Below are 16,455 nucleotides of genomic sequence, written 5' to 3'. Positions count from 1 at the left end.
CGCGCCGCCAAGCAAGAGAGCCTGCGAGAGCGACTGCTTTTTATCAGGATCATCCGGCAGGAATTGCGACAGGAAGTTTTGCTTCTTCGCCTCTTCAGGGCTGAGAACGGCTTTCAGGTCGTCCTCGCCGTTGGTCTTCTTCTTGAGAAGGAAATCAAATACGCCAGCCATAATTACGCTGCCTCCGTCATAAGTTTCGTGACATCGATATGGAGCTTGTCGTCCAGTACGATTGCAGCGTCGGTTTTGCGATCAACTTCTTCCGCGATTGGACCGAACCAGCGCTGTTGATCAGGATCGTTTTTGTAGGTGAATTCGTAGATTGCGATGCGATCACCATTGGTGAGCGGCATGAAGCCGACATGCTTGTGCAGAATCTTCTCAGATGCTTGGCAAAGGGCAAACAAGCCAGCAAGCGCAGACAATCCGCCAAGAAGCTGACCACCCGTGTTCGAATAGACAGGTGTCTGCGTTGATTGGCTGTTGTAACCGCCGCCATTCAGCAAATTGATGAAGTTTGCGCTGTTAACAAGTGGCTGATTTTGAGCCTTATCCCATGCTCCGACTTCAGCCTGTTTCAACTGATCGAGCCGCCCATCCTGAGATGCACCGACATTAGCAAGCTGTTGGGCTGGCAGATATTGGTTCGCATACGTCTGACCGGACATGCCAGCCGCATTCAGTTTCTGCGTATTCAGGTTGGAATCTGCGGAAGTCTGCGCGTTGGCGGCATTGAGCTTCTGATCATTCAGACCGAGCATGTTGGAGATCGAATTCTGATAGTTGTTCGATAGGCTGTTCATGCCCTGAAGCTGATAGGAACGGTCGTTGGCGATTTGGTTCTGGTTGTTCGCAATGTCCGAGTTGTACATCGAGCCATACTGACCAGCCGCGTTCATCTGGTTCGAGACATCCTGATTGTATTGGTTGCCGTAGAGATCGGTAGCGACCTTCGCCATTTCGTTGGCAGCGGTGCTTTCGGCATTGTTGCGCTGTGAGGCGAATGCACCAGAACCCATGCGACCAAGGGTTGCTGCCTGACTGTCGATACCCGGATTGGTCACATTCTTCAGCTTGGTCGCGATCTGGTCTTGCTGATTGCCAACCATCTGATCAAGATACGGGTTCTTTCCGACATTTGCACCGGAAGCCGTGGACTGAAGATACTGCATCGCCGGGTTGTTCGAAGTCTGTCCAGTGGAAAACTGACCATTGGCAATCTGAGACGCCATATTATTCGTCGGATTAGGCGCGAAACCATTCGTGTTCTGAAGCTGAGAATAGGTGTTCTGCGCTTGCTGATTGCCAGAACTATTCATGACCGAATTGACGGCATTCGTTGCGTTGGTCAGTGTCGATGTGTTGCCGTTTCGAGCCGTGGCTTCAGCTTGTGCCAGTGCATCTTTTGTTGCCTGAGACTGGTCAGCAATAAGTGAGCCTTCATATGGCTTTGGAGCGCCGTCCTTATAGAGTTTATCGAGGTTCGCGTATTCTTGAAGCAGGTAGCCTTTGGCACCATCCCAAGGTTCTGTCTTAGTGGTCGTTTCGGTCGTTTTTGGAGTTGATGCCATTAATTAAAGCCTCTTGATAAATTCTTCTTCTTTCTTTTCGAAGCCGTGTTTCAGGATGAGTTTGTGGAATTCTTTTCGTGGTTGCCCGACTAATTTAGTGAATCCCTGATCTTTCAGGAAACGACATAAGGTGATCTGGCAACGCATGATTTCTTTAAGGGAATTGTTCTTCTCGCCGCCCAAAAGCAGCACATTCGCAATCCACTCATCTTCATATTTGCAAAGCTCAAGAACACATGCAGAGCGATCAGCGGTGACAAGATACCATTCGTTTTTGCGCAATTTCTCCAGCATTTCGGCTTCATCAAATACAGCGGGTGATGCATCGAATGCTGACAGCAACCATGCTCGAACCCGTTCATATTCTTGCTCGCTAAAAACCATCTGCATCATACGTTAAAAACCACATAATCGAAGGTTCTGGCAGTCGTTGCAGAAGCATGATTAATGACGAAAGAACCGTCATTGATTGCCGAAATGAACGTGCTGGCTGAAGCAGTTGCAGCGGCAGTCGTTCGAGCTTGAAGAAATATTTTGCTTTGGCTGTTGATCTTGGAATTGGAAACGGTTGTTGTGGTCGTTGAGTTCGCCAAAGACACAGAACCGCAATTGTCAAATTGCGAGACAACTTGATTCAGTACGCTTGTGACTTGTCGCGTGTTCGTATGATCGTAGACTCTTTCCATTACGCTATTTAGCGTTTTCCAGCCGTAGACCCGTCGATCTGGACAGCAAAAGCAGTCTTCCAGTTGCCAGAAATTTTGACGCGGAAACGCTGGAACCGAGACTTTTCACGGAAGTACGCAAAGCCGGTTTCAGGGCTGGTATCTTTCAGATCAGACCATGTGATTTCATCGGATAGAAGCTTGCGCGTTCCAACCTGAACACGAGCGGTTCCGTTGCCTTCAAATAGTGGTCTAGCTTTAGATATCGACGTGATGTCAGCACCTGTCTGGTTCGGCAGGATTTTCGATAGCTGATATTCGGGTGTCTCAATGGAAAGTTCGAGCGTCTGCCCTGAATAGCTATAGACCGCGCCTGTGTTGCTCATGCCCCAAAGCATGCTCTTTCCACCTGACCAGATCGGATCATCGAAAGAAGCTGGCACATTGTCGAGCGTTTGATACGTGTCCAACTGATCGATAGTCCAAGGCAGGGAGAGGCTAGGGAAAATCAGGTCCGCTGTTGCATCAGCCGTTGACCATTCTCCGGTCACGTAATTGAGGATGAGCATCATATCGGGTCTTCCCGTTGAGGAATTCACCGAACAGAACGACCAGTAGATCAGGGACTCACGGGGATCGGATGCCACGGACATAAGGTTGAGCTTGTCCTGATCGGCATTTTGCATGAACCACTTGTCGATGCGACCGGCACCAACCGGCGTAAGGTTGCCGTTCTGGAGCATGTAGAAGCCGTCATCTGAAAGGAAGAAATGGCGTCCACCTTCGATGGAAATCAGGCTTTCGGAAACAGAACAGCCTTTGCCAACAACGCGGTCTGTGAACTGCCAGACATAAGGCGCGCCGATATACGTCATCTGAGCGATCCCGCGCTGGAGCAAAATCCAGCATTGATCATCAGTGACGATGCCCATAATCGAACCGCTTCCAAAAATGTCCTGAAAATCAGCCTGCGTTGATTGCGAATAGACCCAATCGGAAGGGTTCTCGATTGCTGACCAGCGAACGCGATAGGGAACGCCACCGTCCAGCGCATCATATGTGTTGCCGAGAATGGCGAACCCTTTGTGCGTAGCCAAATGTCTGCCTTTGACGAGCGACGTGAGATTGGCAAACTGCACATCTGCGTTCATGTCAATGTATTGGGGTTCGTCGGTAAAATTGGTGAAAAGCTGGAGCGAGCCGAATTCGACCGACTTCCAGCGCTCCTTGCCGGTAGTCGAATAGCCACCCGATCTGGAGATGTTGGTCCATTGGCGATTGGTTGGCGACAGTTTGTAAAGTGCAGTTGCCGATCCACCATAGACCTTTGCATTACCATCCTTGTCCTGACCAATGGCAGTGCCGAGCGGGCGTGAAGCCATAGATGTATTGGAATAGAGGCTTGCCGCCTTCATAGGGAAGAAGGTGACACCACCCTGAAATGCGCTGTTTCCGGGCAAACCGTTGTGAGCCTTGACCAGACCCAGATTGTTCAGGGCGGGAAGATCAGGAGTCCATGACGTGAATGGTTGATCGATTAGTGCCATGTCGGACCACCAATCGTAATAGAGCCGGTCATGCGTCCACGGCGGTCGTCTTCAGCCAGAACGGACAGAGCTTCGTTCAGTGCGCCTTGTTCAGATGCAACACCTTCGGCATCCTTCTCCCAACGGTAGAACTCGCGCAAAACGGCGGAAATGTAGACGTTTTGGAAGTTTCCGAAGAGCCAGTTCTGGTTCGTCTCGGTCAACGGCGTAAAGGCTGAATAGTATGTCAGCTTGACCGTGGCTTCGACTTTCCCTGCAAATATCAGGGTTGATCCAATGCGATAATAGCCAACCTCGTCTGAAGTGGCACTGTTGATGGATATCGGCTTGTATCGCTTCTCGGTTCCTGTGATGGCACGGATTTCAATGAAGTCGGCAGGCAGATCAGCAATGTCGTCTGTGATCGAAAGAACGATTGTCTTTTCGGCAAGGTAATGACGAACGATTGGGCGCAAGTGAGATTCGGCGCGAAGGATAAAGCTGATGATCGGTGCGTCATCGCGGATCGTGTAGGATTTGATGAGGGCAAGAAACTCTTGATATGTCATGATCAGAGCCTCCAATTATTGACGCGAAACTTTGCATAATCAGCGTCATTGAGGCGGCGTTTCAATGCTTCCGGATCGTCAGTAATGCCGTCGCGCTTCCAATCGAAATACAAACCAATGGGAATACCAGCCACTTTCACGACATCAGAATGTTTGCCGGTCTGATTGAAATCGCTGGATTCGGCTGCGTTTGCATCCAGCATCGCCTGCATGTTTTTGTAGTCAGTTTTTACAATAATTTTGTCGCCGTCGCGGATCAAAGTAACTGTGTGAGTGGGCGTATCTTCCCATACGACCGAGCCGGATTGAAGAAGATCGCCAGCGTGAAAATTATCCATAGGATGCCTCTAAATTTGTCTATTGACGTATTTAGCGACCGCTTGATTTTGGCAGATTGCGCACAAAAAAAGAGGCTCCGAAGAGCCTCTAAGTCGATCCTTGAATTTATGATTATTAGCCGTTCAAGGTCAGCTTAACCATTGAGGTCTGCGATCTTGGCTGACCCCTTTTCGTTCAAACTCTGAAGAGTTGTCTCAGTAACGAGCATATAGCGTTCGCTATCGCCAGTCTTCGCGAGTTCAACCTTCTGAACATTGCGAAGGACAGCATTCTTCCAAAGTTCGGGGTCGTATGCGATCACGACATTCGTGGACATGAAACGATGAGGAACGATAGAAACAGTGCCAAAATCCGACACATACAAGTCCACTGCCTGATTCACGGTCTTCTTGTCGGCGTTCTGTTGCTTCGTCGCGCCACCATTAAAGGTGCTAATTTTCTGCTTCAGGGTGCCGGGTGCGATCACATCCTTGGGTGTGCCACCTTGTTCCCAAATTTTCTGCAATGCCGAGATAAACAGGGCTTCGGTCAAGGGACGAGCAGTGCCAGCGGTTGGTGCGTTGACAATGCCACCAGCGTAACCAGTGGAGGAACCACCAGCACCGTGAAGGGCGTTCGTGCTGATCCAAGCTTCCATACCACCAAGCTTACGGGTGCCAGTCGCAACGGACGCATTGGAGCTAACGAATGCGGCTTCTTGGTCTCGTTTGAGTTCGAGTCCCTTTTTTACCACAAGTCTGGAAAGTTCGTCCTTTGCCGCGCCAGCCGTATTGACCGCGTTTAAAGTGGAACTAAGACGAATATCTTTCTGGAAAATTTGGCAAATATTTCCAAGTCTGGTTGGGGTCGTAAGCGTAGAATCCGTTGCGTCCGCGCCTTCTGCCAAAGCATTGTTTTTATCGGCGGCAGCAAGCTCATCCATCAGAAATTCTGAACGAACGGCGGAAGCTTTGGTCTTACCGATAGACGAAATAAACGGTGTTTCGGTTGGTTCCAGCATGTTGATGATGTTGCTGAGGTCTTCGTGAATTCCAGCGTGATTTACAGTAGTTAAAGTAGGCATAATCCTTTCTCTTTTGTTCTTAGTTGTTATAGAAGGTTTTTGATCAGCGCAGCGGCATCCGCAACACTTCTCGATTGGTTGAATTTTTCGTAGCTTTGACGATCATAATCAGCACTGGTCTTGCGCGAATTTTCCTTCGCAGAAATGACCGGTTTCTTATTGATTTTCTCGATCACGTTCGGAATTGCTTTCTGAGCTTTCTCAGCCTGAACAACTCGGTACAGGAGATCGATGATGCGAAAATCAGCAATGCTCTTGATTTCCGGCTCGCTAAAGCCTGTCTCCATCAAAAGTCCAGTGATATCGCTAAAGACTTCGTCAGCTTTCGTTCTGTCTTTCAGATCAGGATACTTTTCGAAGAAGCGATTGCTCGTTTCCTGAATCTGCGCTTGATGCTGTTCTGCCTCATATGCTGCTGCCTTTTGCTTCAATGCATTTTCAGCATCATAGATTTGTCGAACGGCGTGTTCACGCTTTTCCCATTGGGCTTTCTGTCGGACATATTCGCCGGGATCATTTTCAGCCAAATAATCGAAATCGGGATATTCCATCTGGCGGAATTCGATGCTGATTTGATGCTTAAGGGCTTCAATGCCTTGCATCGCTTCAGATCGCAGCGTGTTAATATCGCGCTGATTTTCCTGATAGTATTTGCGCTGTTCAGCAATCTCTTGGGTCTTTTTGGTGTAGTCGGATTGTCTCATATAAGAGGACCGAATTTCACTCAGACTTACCTGATTGCCATCGATATCGAAATATTGCTCTTCTTCCGGCGTCTCGTCAGTTTCAGGAGCCTCAACGACTTCATCCACTTCCGGTAATTCAACGTTTTCGTCTGGTTGCTCAACAAAGGAGTCCTCAGATACGTCGAGAGTTTGGCTAATCAAATCAGCCGCTTCATCTAAACTAAGTGCAGTTCCCGTTTCGAGATTGTTGCTTTCACTTTCCATTTCTATTTAGTGTTCCTAAAGTTATTTTGGTTGGATTTATTTAGTATTTCTGATTTTTTAGACCGTCATTTCAGCCTTGATAGGCGGTATACGATGTCCAGAAATCGACCGTCTTTCAGATCAATCACTTCATCTTTGGAATATCCGCTATCCAGTAGCAGTTGTGTCATTGCTGCTAGCGCATCATGTTGCTTATTTCGTTCCAGTAATTCGGGATTTTTCGCATAAAAGAAAGATGCGTCATATTTTGTATTTTGAGCGTCCATATGGTTTCTCCTTAAAGTCATTTATTATCTGAGTTAGTATTCTTCATTTTTCTGCGAAGAATTTTCGAATTTCGCAATTTCAATGTATTTATCTAGCCGTTGATTGATCAGACGGAAGCCATGTGAAAGCTGATGAACGCTATCCAATTCTTCCACCTGACCCAATTTCGTATTCATAAATGCTTCGAATATTTCGGTTTCGATGCAGCGCATAAGATCGCGGAAATCTTCATTTTCTTTCAAGCGAATTGCTGCGTTTGCTTTTTCAATATTGTTCATCTGGAACCTCAATCATAAGCTGAGAAAGGTCATTTCTCGGCTCGCTTTGTTGTGTGTATTTCTTGTCCAATTCCATCAGCTTGAGTAGATAGTCCTGTTCAAGCTGCTTGGTTTTCAATTCCATCTGATCTTTGAATTCGGATTGCTGTTGCTGGAGTTGGGCAACGAGTTTCTGCATTTCGAACTGGCGATCAGCTTCATCGGATTGCGCCTTCAGTTGCGCCTTAACGGTTTCTAGGTCGATCAACCCCTGATTAGGATCGATAGCTGGTGGCGGTGGTGGTGGCGGCGGCAATGTCGAAGGATCAACAAAGAAAAGGCTGCTATTCTTGAAACCAGTGGTCTCACTGAGCTTGGCAAGGGTGTTGTAGATCGTCTGTGCATTCACGATTGGCAGACCAGCTTGCATCGCCTGCATTTGCTGCATCAAGAGATTCGACAGGGAGGCGGTGGACTGGTCACGGCTCATGACGCCAAAACTTACCGATGTGGTCACGTCCAGTTCGGGTGAAAACTCGTCAATCGGCACGAAGTTGTTGGTCAGCCGCGCAATGAATTCCTGCGCTTCTTCCGGCTTCTGGACAAGCTGATCTATGACGATGCGGATTAGGTAGGCATAGCCGGTGTCTGCGAAATAGCGGGAAACCATCTCAACTAATAGCTGGCTGGCAGAATTGCGGGAATTGACGGCTGTTGCAGTGGTGTTCTGAAGATCGGAAGCGTTCAGGCTAGACATCTGCGGACCAACGCCGGTGCTATAGTCGAGACCGTTCGAAATGTTGGCAATTACCGGCATAGCATCTGATCCGCTGAAGGGCGGGATGCTGTAAGAGATTCCGCCTGTGGGGTCAGTTGAACGAACAATCGAGCCGGGGTGAATATTCAGAAGGTCATCTAGATTCACCGAATCAGGGTTGACGATTTTGGTCGGATGAACGTGCGCGTGGAGATCATCGAGAATTGCCCTGTTTAGGCGTGTGATGAGAATATGATCATCGCCAATCTTGTCGGCAATACCCATGGAAAAGAGAGAGTCTGCCTGCGGGAACGGAACGAACGGCGCGTATGGATAGAATTTGCTGACTTCTTCGTAATCGAGTAGGACCGGCTTTTCGATGCCACCCGCAAGCGTGAAACGATAGTGGCGAGCTTTCTTATCGATCTTCATTTTGCAATAGACGACAAACACTTCAACATCATCGCCAGAAACGCCCTGATCGCCATCAAGGTCTTTGGAGCGCTCAAGCGCAATGCCGTCGTTCTTGGATGATGCAAAAGCAATCTGCGAAACCTTATCGGCGTCATAACCCATTTCGAGCAATGCCGATTTCGACATGATCTTTCGATGTCCCTGTAGCTTGGCAGCGATGCCACCGGTCTCAGGATCGATTTTTGCGTCACGGCTGATGATGAAATCTTCCGGAGCTACTGACAATACGTTGAATACGGGATTGCGGCGAACGTTCCTGATCTTCAGATCGCGAACGGAAATTCCAGCTTCATTCAGGTATGGCTTTGACGCGGACTCGATGACGATCTGACCAGCTTCTTCTTGCTGATCAAATGCGACTAGATTTGCATCGGGAACGCCCTTGAATGTGCGCGGCAGACCTTCAATAGTTTCGGTCGTAAATTCAGCGGTGACGATGCCTAAACCGCAAATGTAGCCGTTCTGGAGCCATGGCTGTAGAAACGCCAAATGACTATTTTTGGTCTTAAGCGTCCAGTTCACGATTTGCGTCTGTTGACGGCTGATAGCTTCGTCTTCCGGTCCAAATGGTAGGAATTCGCAGACATTTTCAGGGCTGTCAAAGATGCGGATCATGCTGGCAACGGACCAATCGACACGCTGCTGAACTTCGGGCGACACCCATTTCGAGCGTCCTTTAATCTTGTCGTCGCCGGGAAGATAGGCGCGCTTATAATACTTTAACGCCTGTTCATTTTTTGCCGCGATATTCGAATTGCTGAAATTTACAGCGTCTTTTAGCTTCGTCGCGATGCTGTTTTGAATAGCCTGTTCGTCCATAAATCCTTTCTCATATGATTTTTAGGTTATTTAGGCTTATTGGAAGCTTTGTAAGTTCGTGTATTCGATTGGCTTCGACCAAGAGAACTTGCTTTGAAAACGGGACGGATTGACACTGAAAGTGATCGCCAATGCGTCTGCATAATCGGGCGACCTTCCGATCCGTTTTTTGATCAGTTTCTTATCTTCAAGTTTGATTTTGCCCGAACCGTCATCGTAGGTTGGCGTGACCAGTTCTTCGATCAGCCGCTGATGATTTGGAATGCTGACATTTTCAGTTGCGAACCATTCGCGCATCTCGAACCAAATCTGGTCTCTGACGCGATGATAGCGATCTGGATTTCGGGTGGGTGTCCCGGCAAATATGCATGGGTGGCAAGGAAGACCGAAGTCTTTCAGGTTGCTCCAAACACCATGACCAAGACCGGTTGAATCCACCGCAATAATGGCTGGTCGAAGGTTCTTCGGTGTAGACTGATAGAGGTCTCTGACCTTGTAAGCCAATTGGGTTGGATCAAGTCCTCGCCATTCCTCGAAGCCCAACAGAACGTTGTCATGGCGCATTGCCAGAACCGAGCTATCCTTACCAGCGCCAGCGGGATCGAGACCCCATATGACGGGCGCATTCGGTGCTGGAATGACTTCCGTGTTGAGAATGGCAGTTTCAATCCATTCCCGACTGATCAGACCGTCGATATCGGAAAGAGGGAACTCTCCAAGGACCATGACACGGTATTCGCGGCTGAGTGGTCCACCATAGTTCTTTGCAAGCTGTTCAAATGTTTTAGGATCGAAATGCGGGCTGTCCTTCATCTGCCCGTGGACTTGGGTCCACTCATCTCGAATGTCGGGATCGCTGTGAGTGCGCCAGAAGAAGCCGCTTGCCTTGGATGGGTTCGAGACAAGGCATAGCTTGGCATTCGGGTCTGTGAGAATGTTCAGTAGTGCGCCCGTGAAAACGGCATCATCGATACCTGATGCTTCATCCACGATGACGAAGTTGTTGTGCGCGTGGATACCACGGGCATTGTCGGGCTTGTCGCCGCTGGCTAGTCGGTATTCCGCAAAACAGGAGCTTGGATTGACCACACGGCTGATGCGGGTTGCCTGAACGTCAAAACTCTCTTTGAAGAGCAGCGACATCTTTCCATGCAGAACCTGGAGTTCTTTCCAGATACCGCCGCGTAACTGCGGCTCCGATGGTCCGAAGATGGAAACTTGGATTTGGTCGTGGCAGATCAATGCCCACCATGTGACGATGGCTTCCGCATGAGTTTTTCCGAATCCAACTCCCCCTCTGAAGGTAATGGTGCGTTGGGTGCGGAAAGCTTCGCAAAATTCAATTTGTTTCGGGGTGAGTGTAGAGCCAAAGACTTGCTGCGCAAAGACAGCGATGTCGTCACGATAAACGTCTAGTAGGGCAGCTAGTTTTTGTAATTCTTGGTCATGTGCGGTCATCCGATATTTAGCGAAACCGCGTTTTGACCCTTAGTCGCGTTTGGAGAAGATGCGGATCACCAGATCGGAGATATCGCGACGGAACTTACCCGGATTGGATGCCCATTGCTTAGCAATCCCGATACAGGCTTCAGCCACGTACAGACCCAACATGCCGATAGCGAATGCGAGACTGTTTGCCGATTGAGTATCGGTAATCGAAAGCATCCACACGGCGAGTGGTGTGAAATACATGGCAAAGACCGTTCCGACAAAACCCGACGCAATCCGTTCTGAAATTGTACCTTTCGAACTGATGACTGCCCTCATGATGCCTCCAAAGAAGCCAGCCACAAGATGACTGGTCTGGAAGCCATGTAAGGCAAGGAATGCCGTAAAGACGACGAATGCCGATACGATCCAATCAATCACGGTCAATCACCACCGGCTCGATAAGAAGCTCCACAACTGGTTCTTCATGCGGGGTGATGTCGATGGTTTTTGTTTCGTCCTTCAACCGCATTTGATTTATCTGGCTGAGCATGTCGGCAATTGAGACCGCGTGATTGACGTTCACGTTGGTTGCTGCCTTCGGAACGAACGGATCAAGGAAGTACGCGGCTGCTTTGACACGAGCGGTGTCATTGCTAGAATTCATCATCACGTCTGCCATCACGGCAACTGCGTCCATGGTTTTAGCTGCCATGGCTTCTTTGACTTCTTCCGGAATCTTTTTGACGCCAGACCCTTCGATCTTTGGTTGCCCTTTTTTGCGACCGATATTCTTCAGATGTTCGCGATGTTCAGGCGTCTTTCGCTTGTCAATCTTGAGTAGTTTTTCCTTCAAGCTTCGCGCCCTCCAAATAGCTTCAGAAAGGCGTGAGCATCATCTTCATAGGTGAAATCAACTTCAAAGAAGCTGTCTGAAATGTTCAGCGTAAAATCCTCTGAAATGAGGTCTCTAATTCGCGAGCCGAACTTGCCATTCACCCATGCTTCGAACTCGTTGTTTTCCCGTGCATTCGTCATCTCTGATGAATATCCACGAGGGAAATCGTATTTAACTTTCACTTGCCTTTCTCGTCTAATTACGTTTCAGCTATTTAGGGCATTTGATGTTTGAAAAGGATTTTTGAAAATGATCACTTACGCTGATCTCGTCGCAAAACACGCTGTCAAAACGAACAAATCTGCTGCCGCATTTTCTAAGGCACTAACCAAGCAGATTGATGCCGTAAAGAAAGGTCAACTCAATCGCCGGTCATGGGCGAAAGAGGACATCACTGGCTTTCATGTGAAGCTAGGAAAATTGGAAGACGAATTTCATTTCCAGAGCAAAGAAGATGTCTTGTCGTTTTTCGATCAGGTGAAGGAAGCTGTACGCGATGACAGCGATTTTGTTGCCAAGATTGAGGAACTGTATGGCGATGATCAGCCAGTCGAGGCACCCAAGAAAAAACGTGGACCCAAGCCAAAAAGCGCTTGATTATTTCGGCTGAGTTGCAGCCTTTAATCGTTTTATGGATTGGGCAAATGAAGAATTTGCCTGATCTTCGCTCAATGCGTCCATCTGGTCGATGGCAGACCATTCCTTGGCGAAATTGTCTTCGATCACGCGGTTGGTCTTATTCAACTCCACAATCGATTTGGAAAGCGTTTCCGCATCAAGCTTCATCTGATCGATGGTCTTTTCATTTAAGGCGACCGTTAGCGACAGTGTGGCATTCGATGCGGTTAGCGTGTCGATCTGGCTGCTCGCGATCTTGTAGTAGATGCCGAACGCGCCGGAAAGAGCGATGAACAGGATGACAGCGCCGATTATGGCGTATGATTTGATTTGGCTAAGCATGCCGATATTTAGCTTGTGATGGCGATCATCTGAACTGCCACGCAACGAACGGAGATCGTGGGCGTTAGGTGGCAGTGACCATTACATTTGCGGATTGGAGAAAATTATGAGCTACGATCTGTTGCCGGGAACGCCGGGGGTCTACGACGCATCTGTGCTCCAGCCTTTTGTTGACTCATTGCCGTCACCGGAAGAGCAAAACCACTCCATGATCACTGTGCTCAATCTCCAAAATCTGTCTGGGTACGTGAATGACTACGCGGCGGCTGTCGGGCTTCATAATCACGTACAAGACCTTCGAAGAAGCTTGCTGAGCGCCAATGCGCCTGACACCTTAATTCTGAATAACAGCCTCCACCTCATAAAAAATTGGGATGATATGGCTGGCAGAGAAGCCGCGATGACGCTGTTCCATTTCGGAAAAGCTCTCATGCAGATCAAAGCAAACATGCGATTAACGCCGACAATCAAGGAAGAGTCAGACAGCGACATTTTGCGGAAAGCCTCCGGCGAACTTGAGCGCGGTTTTCCGAATTACAATGTCGCACGTCATGCAGTTGGGCATCGCGCTGAAGCAGTCGGATCGTTCGACGGCGTAAAGGAGCATGCAATAGAAATTGAGGGTGGGAAAGAATTCTTGATAGGACAGGTAAGAGGCGACGACTACATCGCTACGTTCGAAAAGAAGCTTTTGACTGTACCGCTGACAGAAGAAGCCCGGCAGCGATTGAGCGATATAGCGGCACTCATCTACTCAGCCTTTCCGAAGCTCGTTCATCTTTTACCGTCGCTCAGCTTTTCGGCATCGTCACCAGAGCCAAGCGAAACGCCTCTGGAAAACCACGACGCATAAAAATTTTCTGGAGGACCTGATACTGTAGCGAAGAGCCTGAGCAGGGGGAGGTGGGGGTGCGAGTCACACCTACCTTTGGTTGTTATTTGGCGTCTCCATTTGTCTATCTTTCCACCTTTTGAAAGGAGCAAATGCTGAGCGATCAATGTTCAGATCGTATTCTGGTCTTTTCAAGTAAGCGTTTTCCAGCCGATAGGTTTCGGTTTGCGTCAACCCTGAAACGGTCTCCATCACGATAAGCGCCCATCTCGAAGGGTATTGTGAATATGCCTTGCTGAGCTTGTAGTTAGTATGTGACCCCTTCTTCAACTTTCTGAAGTGGCTCATTACTCTTGATCTAATATTTGATGAAGAACCTACGTACATTGACCCTGACTTAATGCAGGCGAGTACGTAAATGCCAGCCATCTTCTCATCCATTCCGTCCAATATGCCATCATTGATGTAGTATATCTGTCTGTAAATTCCATTTATTTTAACTCGATTAGGTTTTCTGCTCATTATCCTTTCTCATTTAGAATTTGTGCATCTGTAAAAGCTTTGTGCGTTGTCGTTTGCACTGCTGACATTCGTGCTTCGTTTGAAGATATGATTGGTGACATCTAATGCGTTCCTATCTTGACCATGACCAAACATGTGGCGATTGGTCGATAGGATTTGGATGATCTCTCCGTATGAACACCCTGCCTTCTTCAGGTCTACACCCGCGTTGTAGAAATGGCGTCCTCCTTTACCCAAGCCCGGAGCGACTGCCCATTTGGTCAGGATGTCTTCAACAGCGTCTTTGCCGATCTGCTTGAGTTCCGATGGCGTTTCTGTTGTCGGATTGCTGAAGCCGATCTGAACGCGATTGAGATACCTTTCCACATCAAGGAATGAGACCGTGTATGTCATCATATCCTTCCAGACAGTGCCATTGATGAACAGATCGCCTTTGTAACCGGAGACGCATGGCATACTGATCTTCTTGTTGATGCTCTTGAAGCTGGCATCGATCTCAAATGCGCCATCAAATTTCTGAATGATATCGGCACTGATTAGCTTGAATATCTTCGCGTAATCATCGCCGCATACTGCCCGGCTCAACGGGATAAAAAGGTGGAAGCGAGGGTCTAATGGTTGGCTGCTATAGCTGTTAGCGATGACGTGAGACACGTTGTTCTTAGTGAGGAACAGGCTTAATTCGGCAGGATCAACGGTAGCTTTATCGATGTCCATCTGCATGAGTTTGGATGTCTGGATGTTGTTCACCAGCTTGTGATTATCTGGATCGATAAAGTAGCCTTCGCGAAGTTGCGGGCAAGCTGATTTCGACTTCAGTTCGAGACCTTTTGAATACTTTTGCAAAACCATCACGAAATCACTCCACGACATTGGCATGTTCGTTAACGGTTGAGTACAATTTACACTAGACCACTGTCGAATAAGGAAATTTTCGTACTGATATTGGCTTTCGATTTCGTTGGTTTTCATTTTCTTTTTTATCCTGCTTTTTTGAAGGCGTTCATTGGCGGTCATTGCCTGTTTCTTTTCACAGCGAAGCTCTTCCATTCCAATATCGAAGAAGATTGGTGCGCCTGCGCTGGCTTCACCAAATTGCTCGTGCAAAGCCATGGCTGAATTGAAATCCAGAACGATGATGGCGACGTGTTTGGTACTCTCATAGTCGCGGTAACTGGTCCGCGAAGCGAATTGATATTGTGCGGCGTATGAAACTGCCCACTTCACATCCTGAGACTGCATCTCATAGAATTCTCTCTTGAAGTTGTAGACGAATGTAGCTGGATTAATTGGTGTCAGATGGATGGCGACATTGTAGTGGCTAAGACCGTTGATCCCCTTTGCAGAAGGGTCTGTTCGCTTTCCCAAGCCGCTTTCGTCGTGCAGCCATGTGTAGGGAGTGGTTGGATTACCCTCATCATCTTTGGCTTTCTTGACGCAATAAATGTGCGGTGTGTTGGGAGAGGCTTCATGGAATGCGGTTGCAACTCGGTCCAGAAAGTCTTGATAGCCAAGCTTCTTATAATCTGCCCATGTGTCCATTTCATCGGAAAGGTAGAGGATTTGGACCAAGCCCTTTTTATGATCTGGAAGCGGGCGAAGAGATGAAATCATCTCGTCATTTTCGATGAAATCAACCTGCTTACGCCAAGCGTAATATGGCTCGGATGTCTCGAATCCAGCGCTTATCATTGTGACTGATTTGTAGTTGGAGAGTATGGAAGGTTTCGTGATGACTTGAAAGCGAAGCTTCATGCCCTTAACTGCTTCCGGGTCAGTGTTTAGCGCCTCTTTATAAGCCTTCAGCGACGATCCGCGAATGACTACGGTGTGATCATCTGATTTCAGCGCATAGATCATCTCACGCAACTTCGGGCTTGGAATCATTACCTCATCGTCATCAAACGTAGCGATGAGGTCTGCGATTTCCTTCGTGTAAGTCATTTCATAGAAAAGATGACTGTCGGAAATGATGGTGTCTGGAAAAAGCGTAAGCATAAGCTCTTGGATCATTGGAATGGATGATTTCAGGCTTATTGTCTTGTCAATTTGAGGAACCTCATCGATATAGAGATCGTAATTATCGACGCCTTCAAGCTTCTTAAGCGCAACAGAATGATCAACGATGATGACTTCATGATTGTCGGCTTTAATGGCATCTCTGAAAGCCTTTCCGCAATCTGAATAGGAGTCTACATCGTCGGTCTTTCCATCCTTTCCAGTGATGAGCTTAACCGTGAAACCAGCAGCTTCCAGTTTGGCTTTGGTCTCGCGACCAATCTCTTTTCGGGGAGTAGCGATGATAGCGCGGGAACCGTATTTGATTGTCGTCAGCAAGGAATGTGTCTTGCCGGAACCGGTTACGGATGAAAGGTATTTGATAATAAGCTTTTGCATAATGGTCTCGTAAAAAAGGCAATAAAAAGGGGTTTCCCGAAGGCGGTCCGCTAAGAACCTTCAAGGAAACCCCGATGTATTTTACGAGATTTTGAGTGCAGAGAAGATCAACGGTCCTGTTCGAATTGAAGACGATTAGGACTTAGCGGACCTTCTTGCTT

19 protein-coding genes are annotated in these 16,455 nt (G+C 48.1%); 2 read left to right on the top strand and 17 right to left on the bottom strand.

All coding sequences use genetic code 11. The features are described 5' to 3' along the window. Window positions 1-173: 173 nt before the first annotated feature. The 14 genes from CPJ18_RS22175 to CPJ18_RS22105 all read right to left on the bottom strand — a co-directional run bounded on the left by CPJ18_RS22175 (window position 174) and on the right by CPJ18_RS22105 (window position 11,765). A complete protein-coding gene (locus tag CPJ18_RS22175) occupies window positions 174-1,571 on the bottom strand; it encodes a hypothetical protein (protein ID WP_188348525.1) in 1,398 nt (465 codons plus the stop codon). Window positions 1,572-1,574: 3 nt separating this feature from the next. Next, entirely contained in the window at window positions 1,575-1,964 is a 390-nt protein-coding gene (locus CPJ18_RS22170) for a hypothetical protein (RefSeq protein WP_103660059.1), read from the bottom strand. 301 nt (window positions 1,965-2,265) lie between these two features. After that, window positions 2,266-3,783 (bottom strand): hypothetical protein, encoded by a 1,518-nt coding sequence (locus tag CPJ18_RS22160; RefSeq protein ID WP_167397962.1) that lies wholly within the window; start codon window positions 3,781-3,783, stop codon window positions 2,266-2,268. Continuing rightward, window positions 3,774-4,331: a phage adaptor protein gene (locus tag CPJ18_RS22155; RefSeq protein WP_103660057.1), complete on the bottom strand. Its 558-nt coding sequence runs from the start codon at window positions 4,329-4,331 to the stop codon at window positions 3,774-3,776. Before CPJ18_RS22155 ends, CPJ18_RS22160 begins: the two co-directional genes overlap by 10 nt. A gap of 2 nt (window positions 4,332-4,333) precedes the next feature. Further along, on the bottom strand, window positions 4,334-4,669 hold the full coding sequence (locus tag CPJ18_RS22150) for a hypothetical protein (protein ID WP_103660056.1): 336 nt from the start codon (window positions 4,667-4,669) through the stop codon (window positions 4,334-4,336). 134 nt (window positions 4,670-4,803) lie between these two features. Next, complete coding sequence (locus CPJ18_RS22145) at window positions 4,804-5,733, bottom strand: SU10 major capsid protein (protein WP_103660055.1); 930 nt, start codon at window positions 5,731-5,733, stop codon at window positions 4,804-4,806. Between the two features lie 26 nt (window positions 5,734-5,759). After that, window positions 5,760-6,683 carry a hypothetical protein gene (locus tag CPJ18_RS22140; protein ID WP_103660054.1) on the bottom strand — a complete coding sequence of 308 codons (924 nt, stop codon included), beginning with the start codon at window positions 6,681-6,683 and terminating at the stop codon, window positions 5,760-5,762. Between the two features lie 65 nt (window positions 6,684-6,748). Beyond that, on the bottom strand, window positions 6,749-6,949 hold the full coding sequence (locus tag CPJ18_RS22135; RefSeq protein ID WP_103660053.1) for a hypothetical protein: 201 nt from the start codon (window positions 6,947-6,949) through the stop codon (window positions 6,749-6,751). A 33-nt stretch (window positions 6,950-6,982) separates the two neighbouring features. Further along, a complete protein-coding gene (locus CPJ18_RS22130; protein WP_103660052.1) occupies window positions 6,983-7,228 on the bottom strand; it encodes a hypothetical protein in 246 nt (81 codons plus the stop codon). Continuing rightward, on the bottom strand, window positions 7,215-9,257 hold the full coding sequence (locus tag CPJ18_RS22125; protein WP_103660051.1) for a portal protein: 2,043 nt from the start codon (window positions 9,255-9,257) through the stop codon (window positions 7,215-7,217). The genes CPJ18_RS22130 and CPJ18_RS22125 overlap by 14 nt, the downstream gene beginning before the upstream one ends. A gap of 36 nt (window positions 9,258-9,293) precedes the next feature. Beyond that, window positions 9,294-10,715 carry a hypothetical protein gene (locus CPJ18_RS22120; RefSeq protein WP_103660050.1) on the bottom strand — a complete coding sequence of 474 codons (1,422 nt, stop codon included), beginning with the start codon at window positions 10,713-10,715 and terminating at the stop codon, window positions 9,294-9,296. Window positions 10,716-10,745: 30 nt separating this feature from the next. Continuing rightward, the gene (locus CPJ18_RS22115; protein WP_146258708.1) at window positions 10,746-11,126 is read right to left on the bottom strand and encodes a hypothetical protein; all 381 of its coding nucleotides are present in this window, start codon (window positions 11,124-11,126) and stop codon (window positions 10,746-10,748) included. After that, entirely contained in the window at window positions 11,119-11,541 is a 423-nt protein-coding gene (locus tag CPJ18_RS22110) for a hypothetical protein (RefSeq protein ID WP_103660048.1), read from the bottom strand. The genes CPJ18_RS22115 and CPJ18_RS22110 overlap by 8 nt, the downstream gene beginning before the upstream one ends. Beyond that, entirely contained in the window at window positions 11,538-11,765 is a 228-nt protein-coding gene (locus CPJ18_RS22105) for a hypothetical protein (protein ID WP_146258707.1), read from the bottom strand. The genes CPJ18_RS22110 and CPJ18_RS22105 overlap by 4 nt, the downstream gene beginning before the upstream one ends. A gap of 67 nt (window positions 11,766-11,832) precedes the next feature. On the opposite strand from CPJ18_RS22105, the gene CPJ18_RS22100 reads away from it, so the two are divergent. After that, window positions 11,833-12,180 (top strand): hypothetical protein, encoded by a 348-nt coding sequence (locus CPJ18_RS22100; protein ID WP_103660046.1) that lies wholly within the window; start codon window positions 11,833-11,835, stop codon window positions 12,178-12,180. On the opposite strand, the gene CPJ18_RS22095 is transcribed toward CPJ18_RS22100, so the two are convergent. Beyond that, window positions 12,181-12,543, bottom strand: coding sequence for a hypothetical protein (locus CPJ18_RS22095; RefSeq protein WP_146258706.1), 363 nt, complete (start codon window positions 12,541-12,543; stop codon window positions 12,181-12,183). It abuts the gene before it with no gap. Between the two features lie 106 nt (window positions 12,544-12,649). Between CPJ18_RS22095 and CPJ18_RS22090 the strand changes: the two genes are divergently transcribed. Next, window positions 12,650-13,396 (top strand): hypothetical protein, encoded by a 747-nt coding sequence (locus tag CPJ18_RS22090; protein ID WP_103660044.1) that lies wholly within the window; start codon window positions 12,650-12,652, stop codon window positions 13,394-13,396. Window positions 13,397-13,465: 69 nt separating this feature from the next. Here CPJ18_RS22090 and CPJ18_RS22085 read toward each other — a convergent pair whose 3' ends face one another. Together CPJ18_RS22085 and CPJ18_RS22080 are read right to left on the bottom strand one after the other, a co-directional pair. Then, complete coding sequence (locus CPJ18_RS22085) at window positions 13,466-13,897, bottom strand: GIY-YIG nuclease family protein (protein WP_103660043.1); 432 nt, start codon at window positions 13,895-13,897, stop codon at window positions 13,466-13,468. 9 nt (window positions 13,898-13,906) lie between these two features. Beyond that, the gene (locus tag CPJ18_RS22080) at window positions 13,907-16,294 is read right to left on the bottom strand and encodes a hypothetical protein (protein WP_103660042.1); all 2,388 of its coding nucleotides are present in this window, start codon (window positions 16,292-16,294) and stop codon (window positions 13,907-13,909) included. Window positions 16,295-16,455 lie beyond the last annotated feature (161 nt).

It is taken from the genome of Agrobacterium rosae (genome assembly GCF_002915175.1).
Lineage (GTDB): Bacteria > Pseudomonadota > Alphaproteobacteria > Rhizobiales > Rhizobiaceae > Agrobacterium > Agrobacterium rosae.
Note: the sequence above shows the minus strand (reverse complement) of the source record. Positions and strands in the feature narration are given on the sequence as shown.